Annotated in this window: 19 protein-coding genes and 1 riboswitch; of the genes, 9 read left to right on the top strand and 10 right to left on the bottom strand. The window is 57.8% G+C overall.

The features are described 5' to 3' along the window. Positions 1 to 38 precede the first annotated feature (38 nt). From ACLI4M_RS06230 to ACLI4M_RS06250, 5 genes are read left to right on the top strand one after another with little or no spacing between them, the layout of a single operon-like run. Positions 39 to 683 (top strand): thermostable hemolysin, encoded by a 645-nt coding sequence (locus ACLI4M_RS06230; RefSeq protein WP_133622710.1) that lies wholly within the window; start codon positions 39 to 41, stop codon positions 681 to 683. Beyond that, complete coding sequence (locus ACLI4M_RS06235; RefSeq protein WP_133622709.1) at positions 674 to 2110, top strand: AMP-binding protein; 1437 nt, start codon at positions 674 to 676, stop codon at positions 2108 to 2110. The genes ACLI4M_RS06230 and ACLI4M_RS06235 overlap by 10 nt, the downstream gene beginning before the upstream one ends. Beyond that, entirely contained in the window at positions 2110 to 2775 is a 666-nt protein-coding gene (locus tag ACLI4M_RS06240; protein ID WP_133622708.1) for a TenA family transcriptional regulator, read from the top strand. Before ACLI4M_RS06235 ends, ACLI4M_RS06240 begins: the two co-directional genes overlap by 1 nt. Then, positions 2762 to 3568 carry an SDR family oxidoreductase gene (locus tag ACLI4M_RS06245; RefSeq protein ID WP_133622707.1) on the top strand — a complete coding sequence of 269 codons (807 nt, stop codon included), beginning with the start codon at positions 2762 to 2764 and terminating at the stop codon, positions 3566 to 3568. The genes ACLI4M_RS06240 and ACLI4M_RS06245 overlap by 14 nt, the downstream gene beginning before the upstream one ends. Next, positions 3565 to 4197 carry a tetratricopeptide repeat protein gene (locus tag ACLI4M_RS06250; protein WP_133622706.1) on the top strand — a complete coding sequence of 211 codons (633 nt, stop codon included), beginning with the start codon at positions 3565 to 3567 and terminating at the stop codon, positions 4195 to 4197. Before ACLI4M_RS06245 ends, ACLI4M_RS06250 begins: the two co-directional genes overlap by 4 nt. Positions 4198 to 4259: 62 nt before the next feature. Here the strand turns inward: ACLI4M_RS06250 and parE are convergent, their stop codons facing one another. The 5 genes from parE to nudF are packed head-to-tail and all read right to left on the bottom strand — an operon-like array spanning position 4260 to position 8715. Beyond that, positions 4260 to 6155: a DNA topoisomerase IV subunit B gene (gene parE, locus ACLI4M_RS06255; RefSeq protein WP_048914586.1), complete on the bottom strand. Its 1896-nt coding sequence runs from the start codon at positions 6153 to 6155 to the stop codon at positions 4260 to 4262. Positions 6156 to 6209: 54 nt separating this feature from the next. Next, positions 6210 to 6788 carry an esterase YqiA gene (gene yqiA, locus ACLI4M_RS06260; protein ID WP_133622705.1) on the bottom strand — a complete coding sequence of 193 codons (579 nt, stop codon included), beginning with the start codon at positions 6786 to 6788 and terminating at the stop codon, positions 6210 to 6212. A gap of 3 nt (positions 6789 to 6791) precedes the next feature. After that, on the bottom strand, positions 6792 to 7619 hold the full coding sequence (cpdA, locus tag ACLI4M_RS06265; RefSeq protein WP_133622704.1) for a 3',5'-cyclic-AMP phosphodiesterase: 828 nt from the start codon (positions 7617 to 7619) through the stop codon (positions 6792 to 6794). Between the two features lie 38 nt (positions 7620 to 7657). Beyond that, positions 7658 to 8080: a DUF1249 family protein gene (locus ACLI4M_RS06270; protein WP_048914583.1), complete on the bottom strand. Its 423-nt coding sequence runs from the start codon at positions 8078 to 8080 to the stop codon at positions 7658 to 7660. Next, positions 8080 to 8715, bottom strand: a complete 636-nt coding sequence (gene nudF, locus ACLI4M_RS06275) for an ADP-ribose diphosphatase (RefSeq protein WP_048914582.1) — start codon at positions 8713 to 8715, stop codon at positions 8080 to 8082. Before nudF ends, ACLI4M_RS06270 begins: the two co-directional genes overlap by 1 nt. A 210-nt stretch (positions 8716 to 8925) precedes the next feature. On the opposite strand from nudF, the gene tolC reads away from it, so the two are divergent. From tolC to ACLI4M_RS06290, 3 genes are all read left to right on the top strand, one after another. After that, positions 8926 to 10389, top strand: coding sequence for an outer membrane channel protein TolC (gene tolC / locus ACLI4M_RS06280; protein ID WP_048914581.1), 1464 nt, complete (start codon positions 8926 to 8928; stop codon positions 10387 to 10389). Positions 10390 to 10568: 179 nt separating this feature from the next. Next, positions 10569 to 11234, top strand: a complete 666-nt coding sequence (locus ACLI4M_RS06285; protein WP_048914580.1) for a DUF1190 family protein — start codon at positions 10569 to 10571, stop codon at positions 11232 to 11234. Positions 11235 to 11240: 6 nt separating this feature from the next. Then, positions 11241 to 12404, top strand: a complete 1164-nt coding sequence (locus tag ACLI4M_RS06290) for a glutathionylspermidine synthase family protein (RefSeq protein WP_133622703.1) — start codon at positions 11241 to 11243, stop codon at positions 12402 to 12404. Positions 12405 to 12437: 33 nt separating this feature from the next. On the opposite strand, the gene ygiD is transcribed toward ACLI4M_RS06290, so the two are convergent. Then, a complete protein-coding gene (gene ygiD / locus ACLI4M_RS06295; protein WP_133622702.1) occupies positions 12438 to 13223 on the bottom strand; it encodes a 4,5-DOPA dioxygenase extradiol in 786 nt (261 codons plus the stop codon). 159 nt (positions 13224 to 13382) lie between these two features. Continuing rightward, positions 13383 to 14039 (bottom strand): 3,4-dihydroxy-2-butanone-4-phosphate synthase, encoded by a 657-nt coding sequence (gene ribB, locus ACLI4M_RS06300; protein ID WP_048914577.1) that lies wholly within the window; start codon positions 14037 to 14039, stop codon positions 13383 to 13385. A 107-nt stretch (positions 14040 to 14146) separates the two neighbouring features. Then, a riboswitch (FMN riboswitch) is annotated at positions 14147 to 14296 on the bottom strand. 161 nt (positions 14297 to 14457) lie between these two features. On the opposite strand from ribB, the gene ubiK reads away from it, so the two are divergent. After that, positions 14458 to 14790 (top strand): ubiquinone biosynthesis accessory factor UbiK, encoded by a 333-nt coding sequence (gene ubiK / locus ACLI4M_RS06305; RefSeq protein WP_133622701.1) that lies wholly within the window; start codon positions 14458 to 14460, stop codon positions 14788 to 14790. Positions 14791 to 14829: 39 nt separating this feature from the next. Here the strand turns inward: ubiK and hldE are convergent, their stop codons facing one another. The 3 genes from hldE to ACLI4M_RS06320 all read right to left on the bottom strand — a co-directional run bounded on the left by hldE (position 14830) and on the right by ACLI4M_RS06320 (position 20516). Beyond that, complete coding sequence (gene hldE, locus ACLI4M_RS06310; RefSeq protein ID WP_048914575.1) at positions 14830 to 16266, bottom strand: bifunctional D-glycero-beta-D-manno-heptose-7-phosphate kinase/D-glycero-beta-D-manno-heptose 1-phosphate adenylyltransferase HldE; 1437 nt, start codon at positions 16264 to 16266, stop codon at positions 14830 to 14832. 95 nt (positions 16267 to 16361) lie between these two features. Continuing rightward, positions 16362 to 19175, bottom strand: coding sequence for a bifunctional [glutamate--ammonia ligase]-adenylyl-L-tyrosine phosphorylase/[glutamate--ammonia-ligase] adenylyltransferase (gene glnE, locus ACLI4M_RS06315; protein ID WP_133622700.1), 2814 nt, complete (start codon positions 19173 to 19175; stop codon positions 16362 to 16364). Between the two features lie 36 nt (positions 19176 to 19211). Further along, entirely contained in the window at positions 19212 to 20516 is a 1305-nt protein-coding gene (locus tag ACLI4M_RS06320) for an inorganic triphosphatase (RefSeq protein ID WP_133622699.1), read from the bottom strand. Positions 20517 to 20555: the final 39 nt, after the last annotated feature.

Raw genomic sequence — 20555 nt, forward strand, 5'->3', positions numbered from 1 at the left:
TGCAACTCAATTTATAAAAGAGAAAATGAGGTAATCCTGTGAAAATACACTCTCCCTACAGCCTGAAGTGGTGTAATGGCGGCCAGGAAATTAACGATACCAGTATTTTTATTCGCGAAAAATATCGTGAGACGTATAACGCCCAGTTAACAGAATGTATGCCCTGGCTACTGAGTCTGCATGACGCACAAGGGGAGCTTAACGCTGCCTGCGGTATCCGGCTGGCTGGCGCAGGGCCGCTCTATCTGGAGCAGTATCTCGACGCCCCTGTTGAAGTGCTGATGTCTGACCATTTCCCGCAGGAGATCGCGCGCAATACCCTCGTTGAGGTAGGGAATTTCGCCGCCAGCGACGGGGCATCCGCAAGGGTGATGTATGCCGCTGTCTGTCTGTTGCTTAATCGCTATCACTTCACACACATTGTTTTTACCGGGACCCATAAAATTCGCAATATCTTTTCACGCCTGCGCCTTAGCCCTGTGCTGTTAAGCGATGCTCACCCTGAACGCCTGCGCGGCAGCCGCGACAGGTGGGGTAGCTACTATCAGTATCAGCCACAGGTCATGGTGGGGGAGCTCGCTGGCGGCCAGTCAACGCTTAGCCAGAGCAGTCTGCTTTTTAGCCTGTTTGCCACGCTGCCAGACGCGCCATGGTCCTGTCCGGGGAGTACAGCATGCTTATAACGCTGCTTGAACAGTGGGCAGATCAGCGCCCCGCACAGCCCGCTCTGACCAACGAGAGCCGCAGCTGGAACTGGCGAGAGTACCGTGATGCCGTGTTCAGTATCGCGGCACAGCTTTCAGCCTTAAACATACGCCGCCTTGCACTGGCCGGTAATAACAGCGCTGAATGGGCCATCTTCGATCTTGCCTGCATTCATAGCGGGATTGTCTGCATACCCGTACCGCCTTTTTTTTCCAGTACCCAGCAGAGCTGGCTGCTCGAATCCTGCATGGCAGATGCCATCGTCGGGGGAGAACGGCGTTCAGGCTGGACCCGTGCGGCCTCCACTCTCGGTGAGCTGCAGATTCGCCGGGTTGAGGCGGCCACCGAGCTGCCTGCGGAAACGGCAAAAATCACTTACACCTCGGGAACTACCGGTGAACCAAAGGGGGTCTGTCTCAGTCTTGCAGGCATGAGCTGGAGTGCGCATACCCTCGCCATGCAAATGCGCCCTCTCTCCCTGCAGCGCCATATGGTGACGCTGCCTCTGTGCACGCTGCTCGAAAACCTGTGTGGCATCTATATTCCGCTCTGCTTAGGGGTTGAAACGATTGTCCTGCCTCCTGCAATGATCGGTTTTGAAGGATCCAGCCAGTTTAATCCTGCCAGCTTCGCGCAGGCGCTGACGCGCTGGCAGCCACAAAGCCTGGTTCTGGTGCCTGAGTTGATTCGCGTGCTTTATCAGTTACATCTGAAGCAGCCGGTCTGTACCGCCTCACTGCGTTTTGTTGCCGCAGGGGGCGCTAAGATTTCATCAGCCCTTCTCGAGCAGGCGCAACAGCTCGGGCTTCCTGTCTTTGAGGGCTATGGCCTGTCTGAATGTGGCTCTGTGGTGAGCCTTAACCTGCCTGGCAGCAATCAAACGGGCAGCGCGGGCAGGCTGCTTCCGGGCATCAGTGCAGCGCTTAACAATCGTGGAGAGCTGGTCATTGACAGCCCGGCAAACACCCTCGGCTATCTCAACGGTTCGCTTCAGCATGGCGCTGTATGCAGCGGCGATATCGCTCATCTTGATGAGGCGGGATTTGTTCACATCACCGGACGCAAAAAAAACGTCCAAATTACCGCCTTTGGCCGTAATTTTTCACCGGAATGGATTGAGGCGGAAGCGATGGTTTGCCCTGCCGTGCGCCGGCTGGTGATCTTTGGTGAAGGATTGGCCACCAATGTGGCACTGGTCGATGCGATGCCGGGCAAGGAGGAGGCCGCGCGCGCGCAGCTGCACCAGCTGTCGCAGCGGTTACCCGATTACGCCCAGCTGCATCACCTTTTGTTTACGCCGACGATCTCATCGCCGGCGGTATTAACCCCCAACGGTCGGCCACGGCGTGATGCCATCTGGCAATTATTCCATGAACAGATTCTCAGCTATAGCGAGGCGTCATAATGTCCTTCTACCAAACTCTTCAGGAGCAGACCCGTTCTGCGCGCGAAAAAATGCTCTCAACCCCGGTTATTGCCCACTGCAGCCAGGGCACGGTCACTCGTGAAATGTATATCGCCTTTCTGACTCAGGCTTACTACCACGTTAGCCATACCGTACCGCTACTGATGTGCGCCGGAAGCCGGCTACCCGCCTCGCATGAATGGGTACGTGGTGCGCTGGCAGAATATATTGAGGAAGAGTATGGCCACCAGGAGTGGATACTCAATGATATCCAGCACTGCGGCGGCGATGCTGAACGCGTCAGAAACGGCCAGCCTGAAAAGGCCATCGAGCTGATGATCGCCTATCTCTATCACCGCATTGAGCGCGTTAACCCCATGAGTATATTTGGCATGGTTCACGTGCTGGAGGGCACCAGCGTCGTGATTGCCACCCCCATCGCCGAAGCGCTGCAACAGTCGCTTGGGCTGGCGGAGAGTGCAACAACCTATTTGCGTTCCCACGGTGCGCTCGATATGGAGCACCTGAAATTCTTTGAATCACTGATGGATCGCGTGACCTCACCAGAAGACCAGCAGGCGATTATCCATACCGCACGTCGGGTCTATTCCCTGTATGGCGATATGCTGTCTCAACTGAGTGAACCGACTTATGAATCTGCATAATAAAAATATCGTGCTGACAGGCGCCAGCGGCGGTATTGGTCAGGCGCTGGCGATGAGCCTGGCACAGAAAGGTGCCCGGCTCTGGCTGGTTGGTCGCAATGCAGCGGCTCTGACTGAGCTTTGCGAGCGGCTTCCGCATCGGGCACACCACCGGGTGGTGGTCATGAACAGTTACAGCGACGAGGAAATTCAGAATCTGACGGAGACATTCTGGGGCAGTTCACGCCTGGATGTGCTGATCAATAATGCCGGTACCAGTCGCTTCGCACTGTTCGATGAACAGTCATTCAGCGACATTCGCGAACAGATCCACGCCAATGTTGAACTGCCGTTATTACTGACCAGAGCTTTGGCCCGGCAGTTTAATGCCGACGGCATCATCCTGAATGTGGGATCTATTCTCGGTGAGATTGGCCATCCGGGCTATAGCGTTTACAGTGCCACCAAGGCGGCGCTTCATCGCTTTTCTGAAGCGCTGGGGCGAGAGCTTAGCTCGTCTGGCCTGTCCGTACTTTACGTCGCCCCGCGTGCCACCCGCACCGGGTTCAATTCCGCCTCTGCCAACGCCCTGAACCACTCGCTGAAAAATGGTGTGGATTCGCCGGAATTTGTTGCCAGCAAAATCGTATTTGCGCTGGAAAAACAGCGTAAGCGTCTGCGTCTCGGACTGGCAGAACGTCTGTTTGTCAAAATTAATGCTCTGTTTCCTTCGCTGGTCGACAGTGCGTTAGCTAAGAAAATGTCAGCCATTAATCACTTTGCCCGCCAGTCGGAAAAAGGAGCGGTAAAATGAAGGCGTTGAATATCTTTGTCGCGACTATCGCTATTTCACTGCCTGCGCTCTCTCAGGCAGCGGCCCCTCTTTCTGAATTGCAGCAAGGCTGGTCCGTTTGCCAGTACCGCACGCTGGAAGATCAGAAAGTCGCCTGCTTTACTGCGCTAAGTGACAAAGCGCATCAGGCCTCCAGCGCCAGAAAGGACCAACAGGCCGATCTGCTTATCTGGTCAGCTATTATTGACAGCAGCTGGGCGGGGGCCAAAGGCGGACTGGGAGCGCTCAGCCTGGTCAAACAGGCGCGCAGCAGTCTGGAAAAAGCCATCGCACTGGAGCCTGATGCACTTCAGGGATCGGCCTGGACCAGCCTGGGCGCACTTTACTATCAGGTGCCGGGCTGGCCAGTGGCTTTTGGGGATAATGATAAAGCCGATGAACTGCTGAAGAAGGCTCTGGCGATCAACCCTGATGGGATTGATTCCAATTACTTTTATGGCGATTTCCAACTCAAACAGGGTAATAAGGCGTTAGCCCGATCCTATCTGGAAAAAGCGCAACGGGCAGCGCCACGCCCGGGAAGAGAGATTGCGGATAGCGGTCGCCAAAGCGATATTCAGCGCGATCTGGCCAGGCTGGCAGGCGAATAATAAAAACTCAGCCCGAAGGGGGGTTCCCACTTCGGGCTGGCTGTTAATGCGACTACGAAGCGTTAAACCTCGATTTCCGCGGTGTCGCCTTTCTCCTGCAGCCAGTTGCGGCGATCTTCGGAGCGCTTTTTCGCCAGCAGCATATCCATCACTGCCAGGGTCTGCGCCACGTCCTCTTCGCTGATGGTCAGCTGCACCAGGCGGCGGGTATTGGGGTCGAGGGTGGTTTCACGCAGCTGCAGCGGGTTCATTTCGCCCAGCCCTTTAAAGCGCTGTACGTTAGGTTTGCCCTTCTTGCGCTTCAGCTGCTCCAGCACGCCCTCTTTCTCTTCCTCATCCAGCGCGTAATAGACCTCTTTGCCCAGGTCAATACGGTAGAGCGGCGGCATGGCAACATAGACGTGGCCGTTCTGCACCAGGGTACGGAAGTGACGCACGAACAGCGCGCACAGCAGGGTCGCAATGTGCAGACCGTCGGAGTCCGCATCCGCAAGGATACAGATCTTACCGTAGCGCAGCTGGCTGAGATCTTCGCTGTCGGGATCGATACCGATCGCCACCGAGATGTCGTGCACCTCCTGCGACGCCAGCACTTCATCCGAAGAGACTTCCCAGGTGTTCAGGATCTTACCCTTGAGCGGCATGATCGCCTGATACTCACGATCGCGCGCCTGCTTGGCCGACCCGCCCGCTGAGTCCCCTTCCACCAGGAAAAGTTCGGTACGGCTGAGATCCTGCGCGGTACAGTCCGCAAGCTTACCCGGCAGCGCCGGACCGCTAGTGAGCTTTTTACGCACCACTTTCTTAGCGGCACGCATGCGGCGCTGAGCGCTGGAAATGGCCAGCTCGGCCAGCATTTCTGCCGCCTGCACGTTCTGGTTCAGCCACAGGCTGAAGGCATCTTTCACCACGCCGGAAACAAAGGCGGCGCACTGGCGCGAAGAGAGGCGCTCTTTGGTCTGCCCGGCAAACTGCGGATCCTGCATTTTGACCGACAGCACGTAGGCGCAGCGATCCCAGATATCTTCCGCCGACAGCTTCACGCCGCGCGGCAGGATATTGCGGAACTCGCAGAACTCGCGCATCGCATCCAGCAGGCCCTGACGCAGACCGTTAACGTGCGTGCCGCCCTGCATGGTCGGGATCAGGTTAACGTAGCTTTCGGTGAGCAACTCACCGCCTTCCGGCAGCCACAGCAGCGCCCAGTCCACCGCTTCCACATCTCCGGCGTAAGCACCGACAAAGGCTTTTTCCGGCAGCGTTGGCAGGCCGTTAACCGCCTCCATCAGGTAGTCGGTCAGACCATCGGCGTAGCACCAGCTCTGTTCGGTATTGTTCAGCTTGTCTTTAAAGACAATTTCTACGCCCGGGCAGAGTACCGCTTTGGCTTTCAGCAAGTGGCTGAGGCGCGAAACCGAGAAGCGCGGGCTGTCGAAGAAGGATTCATCAGGCCAGAACTGCACGCGGGTGCCGGTGTTGCGTTTACCGACGGTGCCGGTTACCACCAGGTCCTGAACCTTATCGCCGTTCTCAAACGCCATTTCGTAGATTTCGCCATTACGGCGTACGGTCACTTCCACGCGTTTGGAGAGGGCGTTAACCACCGAGATCCCCACGCCGTGCAGGCCGCCGGAGAACTGGTAGTTTTTGTTGGAGAATTTGCCCCCGGCATGCAGGCGGCAGAAAATCAGCTCAACGGCCGGCACGCCCTCTTCAGGGTGGATATCCACCGGCATGCCGCGCCCGTCGTCGATAACTTCCAGCGACTGATCGGCGTGCAAAATCACTTCCACGCGCTTGGCGTGACCGGCCAGCGCTTCATCCACGCTGTTGTCGATCACTTCCTGACCTAAATGGTTAGGGCGCACGGTATCGGTGTACATGCCCGGGCGGCGACGCACGGGTTCAAGGCCGCTGAGAACCTCAATGGAATCAGCGTTATAGCTGGATTGAGTCATCGTTACAATCTGATTGATAATGGCTAAAAATGCGTGTCCAGACTCCGGCTTATCTCAGTCCCGGAAGCCCAGGAAATCGATCATTGCGGAGAAATGGCGTTCGAATCCGATAAAAGCATGGTTTCCGCCCTCTTCTACCGTTTGACGGCAGGCGCTGTAGTAGTCCAGAGCCTGGCGGTAGTCGAGCACTTCATCGCCCGTTTGTTGCAGCAGCCAGATCAAATCCGGCGACTCTAACGGGTCAATCTGCATCACTTTTAGATCGTAAATATGGCGAGACTCTAACACATATTGCTGGCCGGTGTATGGGTTCTCATTATTGCCAAGGTAATCCGCCAGCAGCTCAAACGGGCGTACCGCCGGGTTCACCACCACCGCAGGCAGCGCAAAGCATTGCGACAGCCAGGTGGCATAGTAGCCGCCAAGAGAAGAGCCAATAATACCCAGCGGTTCGCCCGCCGATTTCATGACGAACTCCTCCAGCAGGGCCGCAGCCTCAGCGGGAAATGCCGGCAGTTGCGGCACATGCAGGGTAATATTTGGGTGGTGCTGTGCCAGCCACTGTTTAAAGATGGTCGCTTTTGCCGACTGCGGAGAGCTGTTGAAACCGTGCAGATAGAGCAGGGTTGCCATCGATCAGTATCCTTCTGAGTCGAGATCGGGGTTGAATTTGCGGGTCGCCAGACGCTGAACTCCCGTTTCCAGCCGTCCGTCATCATACAGATCCAGCCAGCGCCATCCCGGCGCTTCCGCATCAATGGTGAAGTTGGTGCAGTGGGGTTTAAACTGGACGCAGGTGGACGGGCTGGCCAGCACGCGCCGTCCGTGCCAGTCGAGGTCAAGCTCCTGATGAATATGCCCACACAGCAAGGTTTTTGCCAGCGGGTAGCGCTGTAATACCGCATCCAGCATATGCGGATTGCGCAGGCTGTGCTGATCGAGCCAGGAGCAGCCGGAAGGCAGGGGATGATGGTGCAGCAGTACCAGCGTGTGGCGCTGGGGTTCAGCGGCCAGCGCGCGCTCCAGCCACTCCAGCTGGTAGTCACTTAACTCGCCGTGCGGGACGCCGAACACCTGGCTGTCCAGCAGCACGATTTGCCAGCGATCGCCCACCAGCACCTGCTTTTCATCGGCAATACTCGACTCCGCCAGCGTGCTGAACATCGCCGGCTGAAAGTCGTGATTGCCGGGCAGCCAGACGCAGGGAGCCGGCAGGCGAGCAATACCCTCAGCAAAATGCTGATAGGCTTCGACCGAGTGATCCTGCGCCAGGTCGCCAGTGGCGACAATCAAATCGTAATGACGCTGCCCGGCGGCGATCGCCTCCAGTACCGCGTCATAACTGGCCCAGGTGTTCACACCGAGTAACGTTTCGTGTTTACCTGCAAAAAGGTGGGTATCCGTTATCTGTAAAATCCTGACTCTGGACCCACTCGCCACAGGAAGTTTTAACAGGCTATCCAATCAAAGTCCTTAACTCGCTCTGAAATTGTCGCAGCGTTCTAAAAAACCGGGGCTGCCATTGCGCCATGGAACAAACAGTAGCGCAGCCAGTCCGCAAGAAACTGGTTAATCTGATGCTTTTCATCACGCTGATGCAGCTTTTTATTTGGATAATCATAGCGTGCTTTAAAGCGGTAGATCTGCTGAGTGGAACACACTTCCGCCACCATCGCGTCATGATACAGGCGAACCGACATCGATGGCAGGCTCCAGTAACTGACGGCTGGTGCGGTCTGTTTTACCTCAACCAGCGTGGTGTAGCGCGTTGATTCCAGGATAGTTATCTGGTAACTGGCGCCATTAACCTGATACGTCACGGACTCCCCCGCCTGGTCCTCTTTGGGCAACAGACGACGCAGTTGCGCAAAATTGGTTTCGCAAACGCGCATCATTTCTGGAAAGTCAGGGACATAACGTTTCATTATTCGGGGTTCCATTCATCACAAAGCTGTTTATGGTGCAGCTCCAGCCATTGCAAAGCAATGACAGCAGCGGCGTTATCTATTTTCCCCTGTTCCACCCACTGGTAAGCCTGAGTACGGCTGACCACATGCACAAGAATATCCTCATTCTCTTCCTCCAGACCGTGGTTTCCCTGCGCCACGCTGGCATCCACTTCTCCCACAAACACCGCAAGGCGTTCTGAGGTTCCTCCCGCGCTGGAGAGGTAGTTAATTATGGGTTTAATGCGCCCGGGAGTCAGCCCGGCTTCTTCCAGCGCTTCGCGTCTGGCGACCTCTTCCGGCGTTTCACCCGGTTCCATCATCCCCGCCACCAGTTCAAGCACCCACGGCGTTGGGCTGGTGTCGTAAGCGGCGATACGGATCTGCTCGATTAACACCACTTCGTCGCGCAGCGGATCATAGGGTAGCAGCACTGCGGCATGACCGCGCTCCAAAATTTCTCGTGATACTTCACCACTCATCCCGCCATTAAACAAGCGGTGACGAAAGCGGTAGCGCTCCAGCGAAAAAAAACCACGATAGAGGGTCTCTCGTGCAATAATTTCTACATCGTTTTTGGTGAAAGTCACCGGGTATTTGTTACTTGTTGCCATAACAACAGCTCCTGTGAAATGGTGGCCAAAACGTAAAATGCAATCGTAATCCGCCTGATGTCTGGTTCTTAATGAAATATTTAAGTAAATTAAGGCAGGATGGCACTTTCAGCCAACTTACCTTCTCGGAACTCTCTGCTATCATCGGCGATAATTTTTGGCTTACGTCAGCGCTACCATAGCAATTTTGCTGCACTACAAGGAATGCAAATGAACAAACTGCTCCCTTTACTCATCGGTCTGAGCCTGGGCGGCTTCAGTGTTGCCAGCCAGGCTGAGAACCTGCTGCAGGTGTATCAGCAGGCTCGTTTATCCAATCCTGACCTTCGTAGCTCAGCAGCCGATCGTGATGCGGCATTTGAGAAGATTAATGAAGCACGTAGCCCGCTGTTACCTCAGCTGGGGCTGGGTGCCGACTACAGCTACAACAACGGCTACCGCGACGCGCGCGATTCGAACAGCACCTCGAAAAGCACCTCACTGCAGCTGACTCAGACCATTTTTGATATGTCAAAATGGCGCGCGCTGACCCTGCAGGAAAAAACCGCCGGGATTCAGGATGTCACTTATCAGACCGCGCAGCAAACGCTGATCCTCAACACCGCGACAGCGTATTTCAACGTGCTGAATGCGATTGATACCCTCTCCTACACCGAAGCGCAGAAACAGTCGATCTACCGTGAACTGGATCAGACCACTCAGCGCTTTAACGTGGGCCTGGTCGCCATCACCGACGTGCAGAATGCGCGCTCACAGTACGACACCGTGTTGGCCAACGAAGTGACGGCGCGTAACGATCTTGATAACGCGGTTGAAACGCTGCGCCAGGTGACCGGGAATTACTACCCGAGCCTCGCCTCGCTTAACGTTGATAACTTCAAAACCGAGAAGCCACAGCCGGTTAACGCGCTGCTGAAAGAGGCCGAGAGCCGCAACCTCAGCCTGCTCTCTGCCCGTCTGTCGCAAGACCTGGCGCGTGAGCAGATCCGCTCTGCGGAAACTGGCCATATGCCAACCGTGGACCTGACCGCGTCAACCGGTTTGTCGAACAACCGTTACAGCGGCGATCGCGCCACCAATAACGACAACATCAGCGGTAGCAACCAGGTTGGCTTAAGCTTCAACCTGCCGCTGTACAGCGGCGGCTCGGTGTCGTCACAGGTGAAGCAGGCGCAGTATGCGTTTGTGGCAGCCAGCGAGCAGCTGGAAGGCGCGCACCGCTCCGCCGTGCAGACCGTCCGCTCCTCGTTTAACAACGTGAATGCCTCCATCAGCAGCATCGAAGCGTACAAGCAGGCCGTGGTTTCTGCCCAGAGCTCGCTGGATGCAATGGAAGCGGGTTACTCCGTGGGTACCCGTACCATCGTTGACGTGCTGGATGCGACCACCACGCTGTATGAAGCAAAGCAGAAGCTGGCTAACGCCCGCTACAGCTATATGATCAACCAGCTGAACATCAAATCTGCGCTCGGTACGCTGAACGAGCAGGATCTGGCGACGCTGAATAATCATCTGGGCAAGGATATCAATACCTCACCGGAAGCTGTGGCACCAGAAAATCCACAGCAGGTTGCCCGCGTCGACGGCAATGAAAGCGCCCCGGCCGCGCGCCAGGCAGCAGCCACCAGCCGCCCGGCAGCAAACCGCAGCAGCGGCAATCCGTTCAGTCAGTAATCTCCCCGCGGGGCAGCCAACGCTGCCCCGTTTTATTTCGATCCCACCTGTCTTAACCTCTCCTTCACAATCAAACGTATAGCTAAGTAAAGATCCCCGGTCTGTCACGCCTCATCGCTTCATTTTTCACCGCTATTCCCCTATCCTATGCACTACCTTTGGGCACAGGACGAAAAGTGATGAAACGGACTAAACAGATTAATCATGCCTCCTTTCGCAAAAGCTGGAGCGCACGCCATTTAACGCCGGTGGCGCTGGCGGTTACCGCCGTATTTATGCTGGCCGGTTGTGAGCAGTCAGACGAGACCGTCTCGACTTATATGAACGCCGATGACTGTTCGAGCGCCAACCCGGGCAAGAGCGAGCAGTGCACCACGGCCTATAACAAAGCTAAAGAAGAGGCGGTGAAAACCGCACCGAAATATGCCACCCGCGAAGACTGCGTGGCGGAATTCGGTGAAGGCCAGTGTCAGCAGGCTCCGGCTCAGGCTGGCGTGGGCACCACCAATGCTGAATCTCAGTCCAGCGGCAGCTTCTGGATGCCGCTGATGGCCGGTTACATGATGGGCCGCATGATGGGCGGCGGTATGGGCCAGCAGCAGCCGCTGTTCTCCTCTAAAAACCCAGCCAGCCCGGCCAACGGCAAATTCGTTGATGCCAGCGGCAAAAGCTACGGCGCAGCTACCCCTGGCCGTACCATGACGGTGCCTAAATCCGCCATGGCACCAAAACCTGCCACTACCAGCACCGTAATGCGCGGCGGCTTTGGTGAAAGCGTTGCCAAGCAGACCAGCATGTCACGCAGCAGCGCGGCTTCCGGCTCCAGCCGCAGCTTTGGGGGCTAATCGCTGATGAAGCGTATTGCCATCACTGAACGCCCAGGCTGGCGGGAAAAGGCCACGGAGTTTGGTTTTCGTTTTCACACCATGCACGGCGAGCCGTACTGGTGTGAAGATGCCTATTACCAGTTCACCTTAGAGCAGATTGAAACGCTGGAAGATGTCACCAGCGAGCTGCATCAAATGTGCCTGCAGGCGGTGGAGATGGTGGTCGGCAGCGACGAGCTGCTGGAGAAGTTTCGCATACCGAAACACACCTGGGACTTCGTGCGCGAGTCGTGGAAAAGCGGCCAGCCGTCGCTCTATTCCCGCCTCGACCTCGCCTGGGATGGTGTGACGCCGCCTAAGCTGCTGGAAAACAACGCGGATACGCCAACTTCGCTGTATGAAGCGGCCTTTTTCCAGTGGCTGTGGCTGGAAGACCAGCTAAACGCCGGCCAGCTGCCGGTCGGTAGCGACCAGTTCAACAGCCTGCAGGAGAAGCTGATCGAGCGCTTCGCCGAGCTGCACCAGCAGCACGGTTTCAGCTGGCTGCACTTCGCCTGCTGCCGCGATACCGATGAAGATCGCGGCACGGTGCAGTATCTGCAGGATTGCGCTACCGAAGCGGGCCTGCCGAGCGAATTCCTCTATATGGATGAGATCGGCCTCGGCGAGAAAGGGCAGTTTACCGACCAGCACGACCAGGTGATCGCCAATCTGTTCAAACTCTACCCGTGGGAATTTATGCTGCGCGAGGTGTTCTCTACCAAGCTGGCCGATGCGGGCGTGCGCTGGCTGGAGCCGGGCTGGAAGAGCATTATTTCTAATAAAGCGCTGCTACCGCTGCTGTGGAAGATGTTCCCGGATCACCCGAACCTGCTACCGGCCTACTTTGCCGAAGACAACGTGCCTCACATGGATAAATACGTGGTGAAGCCGCTGTTCTCCCGTGAAGGCGCGAATATTCGCATCGTGGAGAACGGCCAGGAGATTGCCCGCGTTGACGGACCGTACGGTGAGGAAGGTATGATTGTGCAGCAGTTCCATCCGCTGCCGAAGTTTGGCGATAGCTATACGCTGATTGGTTCGTGGCTGATCAACGATCGGCCAGCAGGAATTGGTCTGCGCGAGGATCGCGACTTGATCACCCAGGATCTGTCACGATTTTATCCGCACGCGTTTATCGAGTCATAGCGTAAACGGGCGAGGCATGCCTCGCCCCTTCAATCATCCCACCTGCACCGACAGCATACTCAATGAGCCCATCACAATCCCGTCCACCGGGATCGCTATCGCCTCGCCTGCGGCGCGTGCGCCCAGCACATACAGCAACGGCAGATAGTGCTCCGGCGTCGGGTTCGACAGGGCGGCGCCTTCATGCTGCATAAAGTTCACCAGCGGATGCTGCGCTGACTCTCCTTCCCAGTTCAGATTATCGCGCACGTACTGATTGAATGATTCCGCCCAGGGATAGGCTGCGGCATCGCCGCCCCAGCGCACCATGCGCAGGTTGTGCACCACGTTACCGCTGGCAACGATCATGATGCCCTGTTCGCGCAGCGCCGCCAGCTTGCGACCCAGCTCAAAGTGGTAAGCAGGCGGCTTTGTCCCGTCAACGCTCAGCTGCACGACCGGAATATCAGCATCGGGGTACATCTTGATCAGCACGCCCCAGGAGCCGTGGTCAAAACCCCACTCGCGATCGAGCTCTACCGCAACCGGAGCCAGCGCATCCGCAACCTGCTGTGCCAGCGCGGGCGAACCCGGTGCCGGATAGTGGGTATCGAACAGCGCCTGCGGGAAACCGCCGAAGTCATGGATGGTGCGCGGCTTCTCCATCGCGGTGACGGCGGTGCCGCGCGTATACCAGTGTGCGGAAACCGCGATAATCGCTTTCGGGCGCGGCAGCGTTTTACCCAGCTCACGCCAGGTTTCCGTGTAAATATTCTCTTCCAGCACGTTCATCGGGCTACCGTGACCGAGGAAAAGCGCAGGCATACGTGAGTGGCTCATGTTAAAACTCCAGGCAGTGTTGTGCTCAATGACGCCTACATTACGCGCTTTATTTCACGGATGAACCTGGATAAGCCTGACGGAGATATTCAGAAAATTTGAAGGGGAAAAACGGGAAGGAGAAGATTAGCAGGGCCGGATAAACCGGCCCTGAAGGGCTTAACTGGCCTGACGCGTCTCGTGACTGCGGCGGTAAGCCACCAGGTCTTCGATGGTCACAACCGGCATGTCGTGCTGCTTAGCAAACACGATAGCTTCAGGGGCATGCGCCATTGAGCCATCGTCGTTAGTCAGCTCACACAGCACGCCCGCAGGCTTAAAGCCGGCCAGCGTCACCAGGTCAATGGTCGCTTCGGTGTGGCCGCCACGGGTCAGCACGCCGCCAGCACGGCCGCGCAGCGGGAATACATGGCCAGGGCGATTCAGATCGCTCGGCTTAGTATCATCGGCAATCGCGGTGCGGATGGTAGTCAGGCGGTCAGTAGCTGAAACGCCGGTGGTGACGCCTTTGGCGGCTTCGATAGTCACGGTAAAACCCGTACCGTAAGCGCTGGTGTTGTCCTGCACCATCATCGGCAGCTCAAGCTCCTGCAGACGCTGTTCGGTCAGACACAGGCAAACAATACCGCTGCCGTGACGGATGGTCAGCGCCATCTGCTCAACGGTCATGGTTTCCGCGGCGAAGATCATATCGCCTTCGTTCTCACGATCTTCATCGTCTAAAACCATCACACCGCGGCCAGCGCGCAGCGCTTCGATAGCACGGGTTACACGCTGTTCAGGCGTGCCAAATTCAGAAAGTAGCGACTGATTCATGGTAAAAAAACCTTAATTAATTTATGGGTTACCAGAACCAGGGCGTGCTTAGGAGTGTCATGCAGTGACAAAAAATAACGCGAGGCAGGCAAAAGCCCGACAAGATTCGTTACTCTCTCCCATCCGGACTCTAACCGTCGGCCCCGGAATCACACCGGGTCTGCTGTCCTTCAGAATTGCTCCTGAAGCGCTCGCGGGCTTTCAGCGTCAGCTGATTTACCGCCGGTGGGGAATTTCGCCCCGCCCTGAGAATAAGCAAAAACATCATAACGCTGAAAAAGTAGCAGAGCAACGAACAAAAACATCAAATAGATTGTCAGCAGATGACTAAGGCATTTCCTGTTTATTCATTTCAGGTTTAACCTTTTAGCGTCAGGGATTACACTAAGGTAAAACCCGCTGCTACCAGGAAGCCGCTATGATCGACGCAAAAAAAATTGAACAACTGGCCCGTCAGGTCCATGACTCCATGCCGAAAGGGATCCGCGAGCTGGGTGATGATGTGGAGAAGAAAATTCGCCAGACATTACAGGCGCAGTTAACCCGTCTGGACGTGGTGAATCGCGAAGAGTTTGATGTGCAGACTCAGGTGCTGCTGCGCACGCGTGAGAAACTGGCCGCGCTGGAACAACGCCTGGCCGAGCTGGAAGCGAAAGTGGCACAGCCTGCTACAGCTGCAACGCCAGCGGTTTCTGCAACACCAGCGACCTCTGCAACAGCGGCCACCAGCGAGCCGAAAGCGCCAAACTGAGTGAGTTAAGCGGCTGCCCGCAAGGGCAGCCGACAGCCATCAGCTTTTACCGGTGCCTGAAATAATTGTCTTGATGATATTACTGGTTGAAATACCGTCTTCGAAGTTCAGCACCCGCACGTCACCGCCGTTAGCCCACACTTCTTTACTGCCCGCGATATCTTCCGGCTTATAGTCTCCGCCTTTCACCAGCAGGTCCGGCAGCACCTCAGCAATCACCCGCTGTGGCGTGTCCTCTTCAAAACCGATGACCCAGTCCACGGCTTCCAGCGCACCCAGCACGATCATACGATTGACCAGCGGGTTTACGGGGCGCGTTTCGCCCTTCAGGCGACGGGTTGAAGCATCGCTGTTGACCGCCACAATCAGGCGATCCCCCAGCTTACGCGCATTAGCAAGATAGGAGACGTGGCCCGCGTGCAGAATGTCGAACACGCCGTTGGTCATCACCACTTTCTCGCCGCGCTGGCGCGCCTTGGCGACTTCAGCGATCAGCTGTGCTTCATCCATCACGCCAAAGCCGGATTCAGGGCGCGCATGAATGGCGTTCTCCAGCTCAACCGGGGAAACCGTCGAGGTCCCCAATTTACCGACCACCACGCCCGCCGCGGCATTCGCCAGGAAGCAGCTCTCTTCCAGCGTATTGCCTGCCGCCAGCGCAGCCGCCAGTACGCCAATCACCGTATCACCGGCACCGGTAACGTCGAACACTTCCTGCGCCTGGGTTGGCATATGGAACGGCTCTTTGCCCGGCTGCAGCAGCGTCATACCGTGCTCGGAACGCGTGACCAGCAGCGCCGACAGGCCGTGCTGCTGCATCAGTGCCGTACCGCGCTCGACGATATCCGCTTCGCTTTTACATTTGCCCACCACCGCTTCGAACTCGGAGAGGTTTGGCGTCAGCAGCGTTGCACCGTGATAACGTGAGAAATCAGTCCCTTTCGGGTCGACCAGCACCGGTACGCCCGCTTCGCGTGCCAGCGCGATCATGGTTTCAACGCTGGCCAGCGCGCCTTTGGCGTAGTCAGACAGCACCAGCGCACCAATTTTCGGCAGCGCCTCACGGATGCGCTCGTGCATTGGCTCCGGATTAACCCCGTCAAAGCCCTCTTCAAAATCGAGGCGGATCAGCTGCTGGCTGCGTGACAGCACGCGCAGTTTGGTGATGGTTGGATGCGTCGGCACCGCCACGAAATCACACCGCACGTTCACCCCGGCCAGGGTCGCGCTCAGCGCCTGCGCGGCTTCATCAATCCCGGTCAGGCCCACCAGACGCGAACCGGCACCGAGAGAAGCGATATTCATCGCCACGTTGGCCGCGCCTCCCGGGCGCTCCTCCACATGGTCCACTTTGACCACCGGCACCGGGGCCTCTGGGGAGATGCGACTGGTTGGGCCGTGCCAGTAGCGATCCAGCATCACATCGCCAACCACCAGAACACCCGCGCGCGAAAAATCGGGCAGTGTAATTTTCATTCCAGACACTCCAGACTGCAGTTTAAACAGGAAAAATTATGCGCGCGATGATAGCACAACTTGCTGCTGACCATCATCACGCGCCGAACACCCACTCAGGCTCCCAGCCACTTCTGCCAGCTGGCATTGACCTGGGCCTTTTCCGCGCTGAATGCGCTCTCCTCTACGTGCCCCGGCAGCTCCTGCAAAGCGAGATGGTGCAGCGCATCGCGCAGCGAAACGTAGGCCTGGGTCAGCGCTTGCGCCTCGGCCTGCGCCATCTTGTCACCATTTGCCAGCAGTTCGAGGATGCGTACGTTATCGGACCAGCGCGTCAGCGTCGGATCCTGGGCAGCGTAGCGTAAGACCAGGTATTGCGTAATGAATTCAATATCGGTGATACCGCCCTCATCCGCTTTCAGATCCCAGCGCCCTTTATGCTTGTGCCCAAGGTGCGCGCGCATCTTCTCGCGCATTTCCCGCACTTCGGTTTTCAGCGCGTCAGGCTCGCGCGGCAGCGAAAGAATGCCACGGCGGATCTGGTCAAAGCGCTGACTCAGCGCCCCGTCACCAAACACAATGCGCGCCCGCACCAGTGCCTGATGCTCCCAGGTCCAGGCTTCAGTGCGCTGATAATCATCGAAGGCATCGAAGGTACTGACCAGCATCCCCGCCGCACCGGACGGGCGCAGGCGCGCATCGACTTCATACAAAATGCCGGAGGAGGTGCGGGTGCTGAACAGATGCATCACGCGCTGCGCCAGGCGCAGGTAAAACTGGCGCCCGTCGATGCTGCGCTCACCCAGCGTCACGGCATCCACCGGGCAGTCGTGCAGGAATACCAGATCGAGATCGGAACTGTAGCCCAGCTCCCAGCCGCCCAGCTTGCCATAGCCGACCACGGCAAAGCCCCGCTCGCTGTCGCTGGTCAGGTGCGACGGGCGACCGTAGCGCTGCACCATCATATTCCATGCCTGCTGTACCACCGCTTCGATCATCGCTTCGGCCAGCCAGGTCAGATGGTCGCTGACCTTCATGACCGGCAGGGTTTTGGCGATATCGGCGGCGGCAATGCGCAGATGCTGCGCCTGTTTAAACTGGCGTAGCGCCTCCAGCTGCTGCTCTTCGTCCTCTTCCGGGATGCGCAGCAGATACTGGCGCAGCTCGTCGCGGTAGGCATCGGTGGCGGTCGGCTGGTACAGCGTGGCCGGGTCGAGCAGCTCATCAAGCAGCAGCGGGTGGCGCGCCAGCTGGCTGGCAACCATCGGTGAGGCGGCGCACAGGCGGATCAGATGTTTCAGCGCGCCGTCGAATTCGGTCAGCAGTTCGAGATAGGTCGAGCGGGTGACCACGCCTAGCAGCAGCGGGGTCAGGCGGCTGAGCGTAACCGGGGCATCATCGCGCGGCACCACTTCACTCAGCAGGCGCGGCATCAGCTGATCCAGCGCCTGGCGGCCGCGTGGACCAATGGTGCGTTTATCCACATCCAGGCGAAATTCGGTGATGGTGCGCCACAGCAGCTGGCGGGCGGCGCTGTCGAGATGCGGCACCAGCGGTGCCAGCTCGGCTTCTTCCAGCTGATCCTGCCACAGCACGCCGTATTCACCCGCGTCGCGACTGTCGCCGCTCTCTGAGCTATCGTCGCCGATCAGATCGTTAAAGATGGTGCGCACCTGCGCCATATGGATATCAAGCTGGTCATGCAATGCCTGCCAGTCGCTGAAATCCATCGCCCAGGCAAGGCGGGCGCGGTCCAACTCAGCCACCGGCAGCGTCTGCGTCTGTTCGTCGTTGATGCTCTGCAACAGATTCTCCAGGCGACGCAGGAACAGATAGGCATCGCGCAGCTGGCTAACCTGCCCTTGCGGCAGCAGATGCAGCTCGCCAATCGCGTGCAGCGTCGGCAATAAGGAGCGCATTTGCAGCGATCGTTCGCGACCGCCGCGTATCAGCTGGAAGACCTGCACGATAAATTCGGTTTCGCGGATACCGCCAGCGCCCAGCTTGATGTTATCGGTCAGCCCGCGCCGCCGTACTTCACGCGCGATCATGCTTTTCATATTGCGCAGCGACTGGATCACGCTGAAATCAATGTAGCGGCGAAAGACAAACGGGCGCAGCGTCTGGCGCAGCTCTTCGCTCCAGCGGTCGTCGCTGTCGCCCATCAGGCGCGCTTTCACCATCGCGTAGCGTTCCCAGTCGCGCCCCTGCTCCTGGTAATAATCTTCCAGCGCGGCAAAGCTCAGCACCAGCGGGCCGCTGTCGCCAAACGGGCGCAGGCGCATATCCACACGGTAAACAAAGCCATCCACGGTGGGCTGATCCAGCACCTTAATCAGGCGCTGCCCAAGGCGGGTGAAGAACTGCGCATTATCCAGCTCGCGGCGGCCCCCCTGGGTGGTGCCGTTTTCCGGCCAGGTGAAGATAAGGTCAATATCAGAGGAGAAATTAAGCTCGCCACCGCCCAGCTTGCCCATACCGAGGATCAGCAGCGGCTGCGGCTCCCCGGCGGCATTCACCGGCGTGCCGAAATCGCGGCAGCAGGCGTGCCACAGCCAGTCGCGCGCAGCGACTATCAGCGTCTCCGCCAGCTCGCTCAGCTGGCGCAGGCTCTGCTCTGTACTGCTGGTCGCCAGCGTCTGCATCCAGGCGATACGCGTCAGCATATGGCGGCGGAACAGGCGCAGCTCGCGCATCAGCGCATTTTCATCCTGCGCCGCGGCCAGCTGCGTCTGTAACCACTGCGGATAGTGTTGCCATTCATCCGGCTGCGGCGGCTGCTGCTGGATCTGCTGCCACCAGTCGGGGCATTTTGCCAGGTTATCGCTGATAAAATCGCTAAATGCCAGAACCGCCTTTTGCTGTTCACTGGCCCCGCTGAAAATGGGATCGAGCAGTGCGATCTGCCCGGTCAGTAACGATGGCAACATAATCACTCCCTTATAAAAAGCCGCACGCCAAAGGTTTTACACGCTGCCGTTCTTCCAGAACGCCGCCTGTTTCAGCGCCTGCTGGCGATGACTGTCCAGCCAGACTTCCTGCTGGCTGACAATCGCCTGCTGCAGCTGCTGCCAGCTTTGCAGCCAGCTGTTGACCACATCAGGTTGATAGGCACCGGCCAGCAGATGAACGGCCAGCAGCTGACGATGCAGGCGCGTCAGTTTGTCCTGATACTCGCCCGAATGGTTGACGTGAGCGAAGGTCTCTTTCAGGTCGGCGGCAATGCGCCCGAGCATGATATCGCTGAAGCGTTTAAATGAGCCCTGCAGCTTGGCATCCGCCTTTTGATCGACAAACGCACGCCAGCCTTCGGTGACAATCCAGTTAGTAAGCGCTAACTGGGTCTCCAGCCAGACCGGACTGAAACAGAGCTTTTCAGCGCTGACATTCTCTTCCAGCAGCGCCTCTTCCAGCATGGTTAGTTTTTGGCGCAGATCGCTGCTGGCCTTGCGCGGAACCAGCGCGCCGTAAAGAGAGAAGACCTGACGCAGCGTCTCCAGCGCATCCTTGATCTGCGGCAGTGCGCCGCTAACGCCGCGCAGCCACAGCTCTTCGTGATACTGCCACTGGCTGAGAGCGAGCAGGAACCCGCTGCGCATCCCCTCTTCTACCGTTGCTTTCGGCTTGACCTTCAGCAGCGGAACCGGGCGCAGCGGGCGCGGTGGATTGCCCTGCGCCAGCGCATAGCCGCGTGCGGCTTTGCTCAGGCTGCCGAGACGCAGGCCCTCCAGCGTAGCCAGCTCGGCGGCAAAGGCCAGCAGATCGTCACGCTGGCCACTTTTCAGCTCCAGCTCGATTTCTCTCAGCGGCTCGCTTAACGCACCGGCACTGACTTCCCCGCAGTCGTAAGCCACTTCAATCTCGCTTTGCAGGTAAGTAACCACCCACTTTTCGCGCACGAAATGGGTACTGAACAGCGCGTTGAGGCGCTGTTGCAGCGCGGCCACGTCGGTGCCTGCAGGCCAGACGTCGGCAGGCAGCAGGGCGATATCGAGCTCAGGCTGGCCGAGGGCCACATTGTATTCCGGCCGCTGATGCAGCCCGCCCACCGTTTGCCCGGCGGTTTTTAGCGTCATCTCGTAGCTGTCGCCAAAGCCGCGAATGCGCAGGCCCATATCCCAGCGGCGCAGCTGGCTGTCGTCGGTTTCAAAGTAGATGTTGGTGAGCTTCTGCCCCGCGCTGTGCTGGTGAGGCCAGTTCGCCAGTTTATCGGCAATTTTTGATGCAGCTTCTGCCGCGGCGATGAACTTTAATTCGATTTCGATGGTCATATTGTCTTATTTACGTCGTTAACGGCACGGTAAACGGTT

The organism is Erwinia sp. LJJL01 (assembly GCF_047300805.2).
Taxonomy (GTDB): Bacteria; Pseudomonadota; Gammaproteobacteria; order Enterobacterales; family Enterobacteriaceae; genus Erwinia; species Erwinia aphidicola.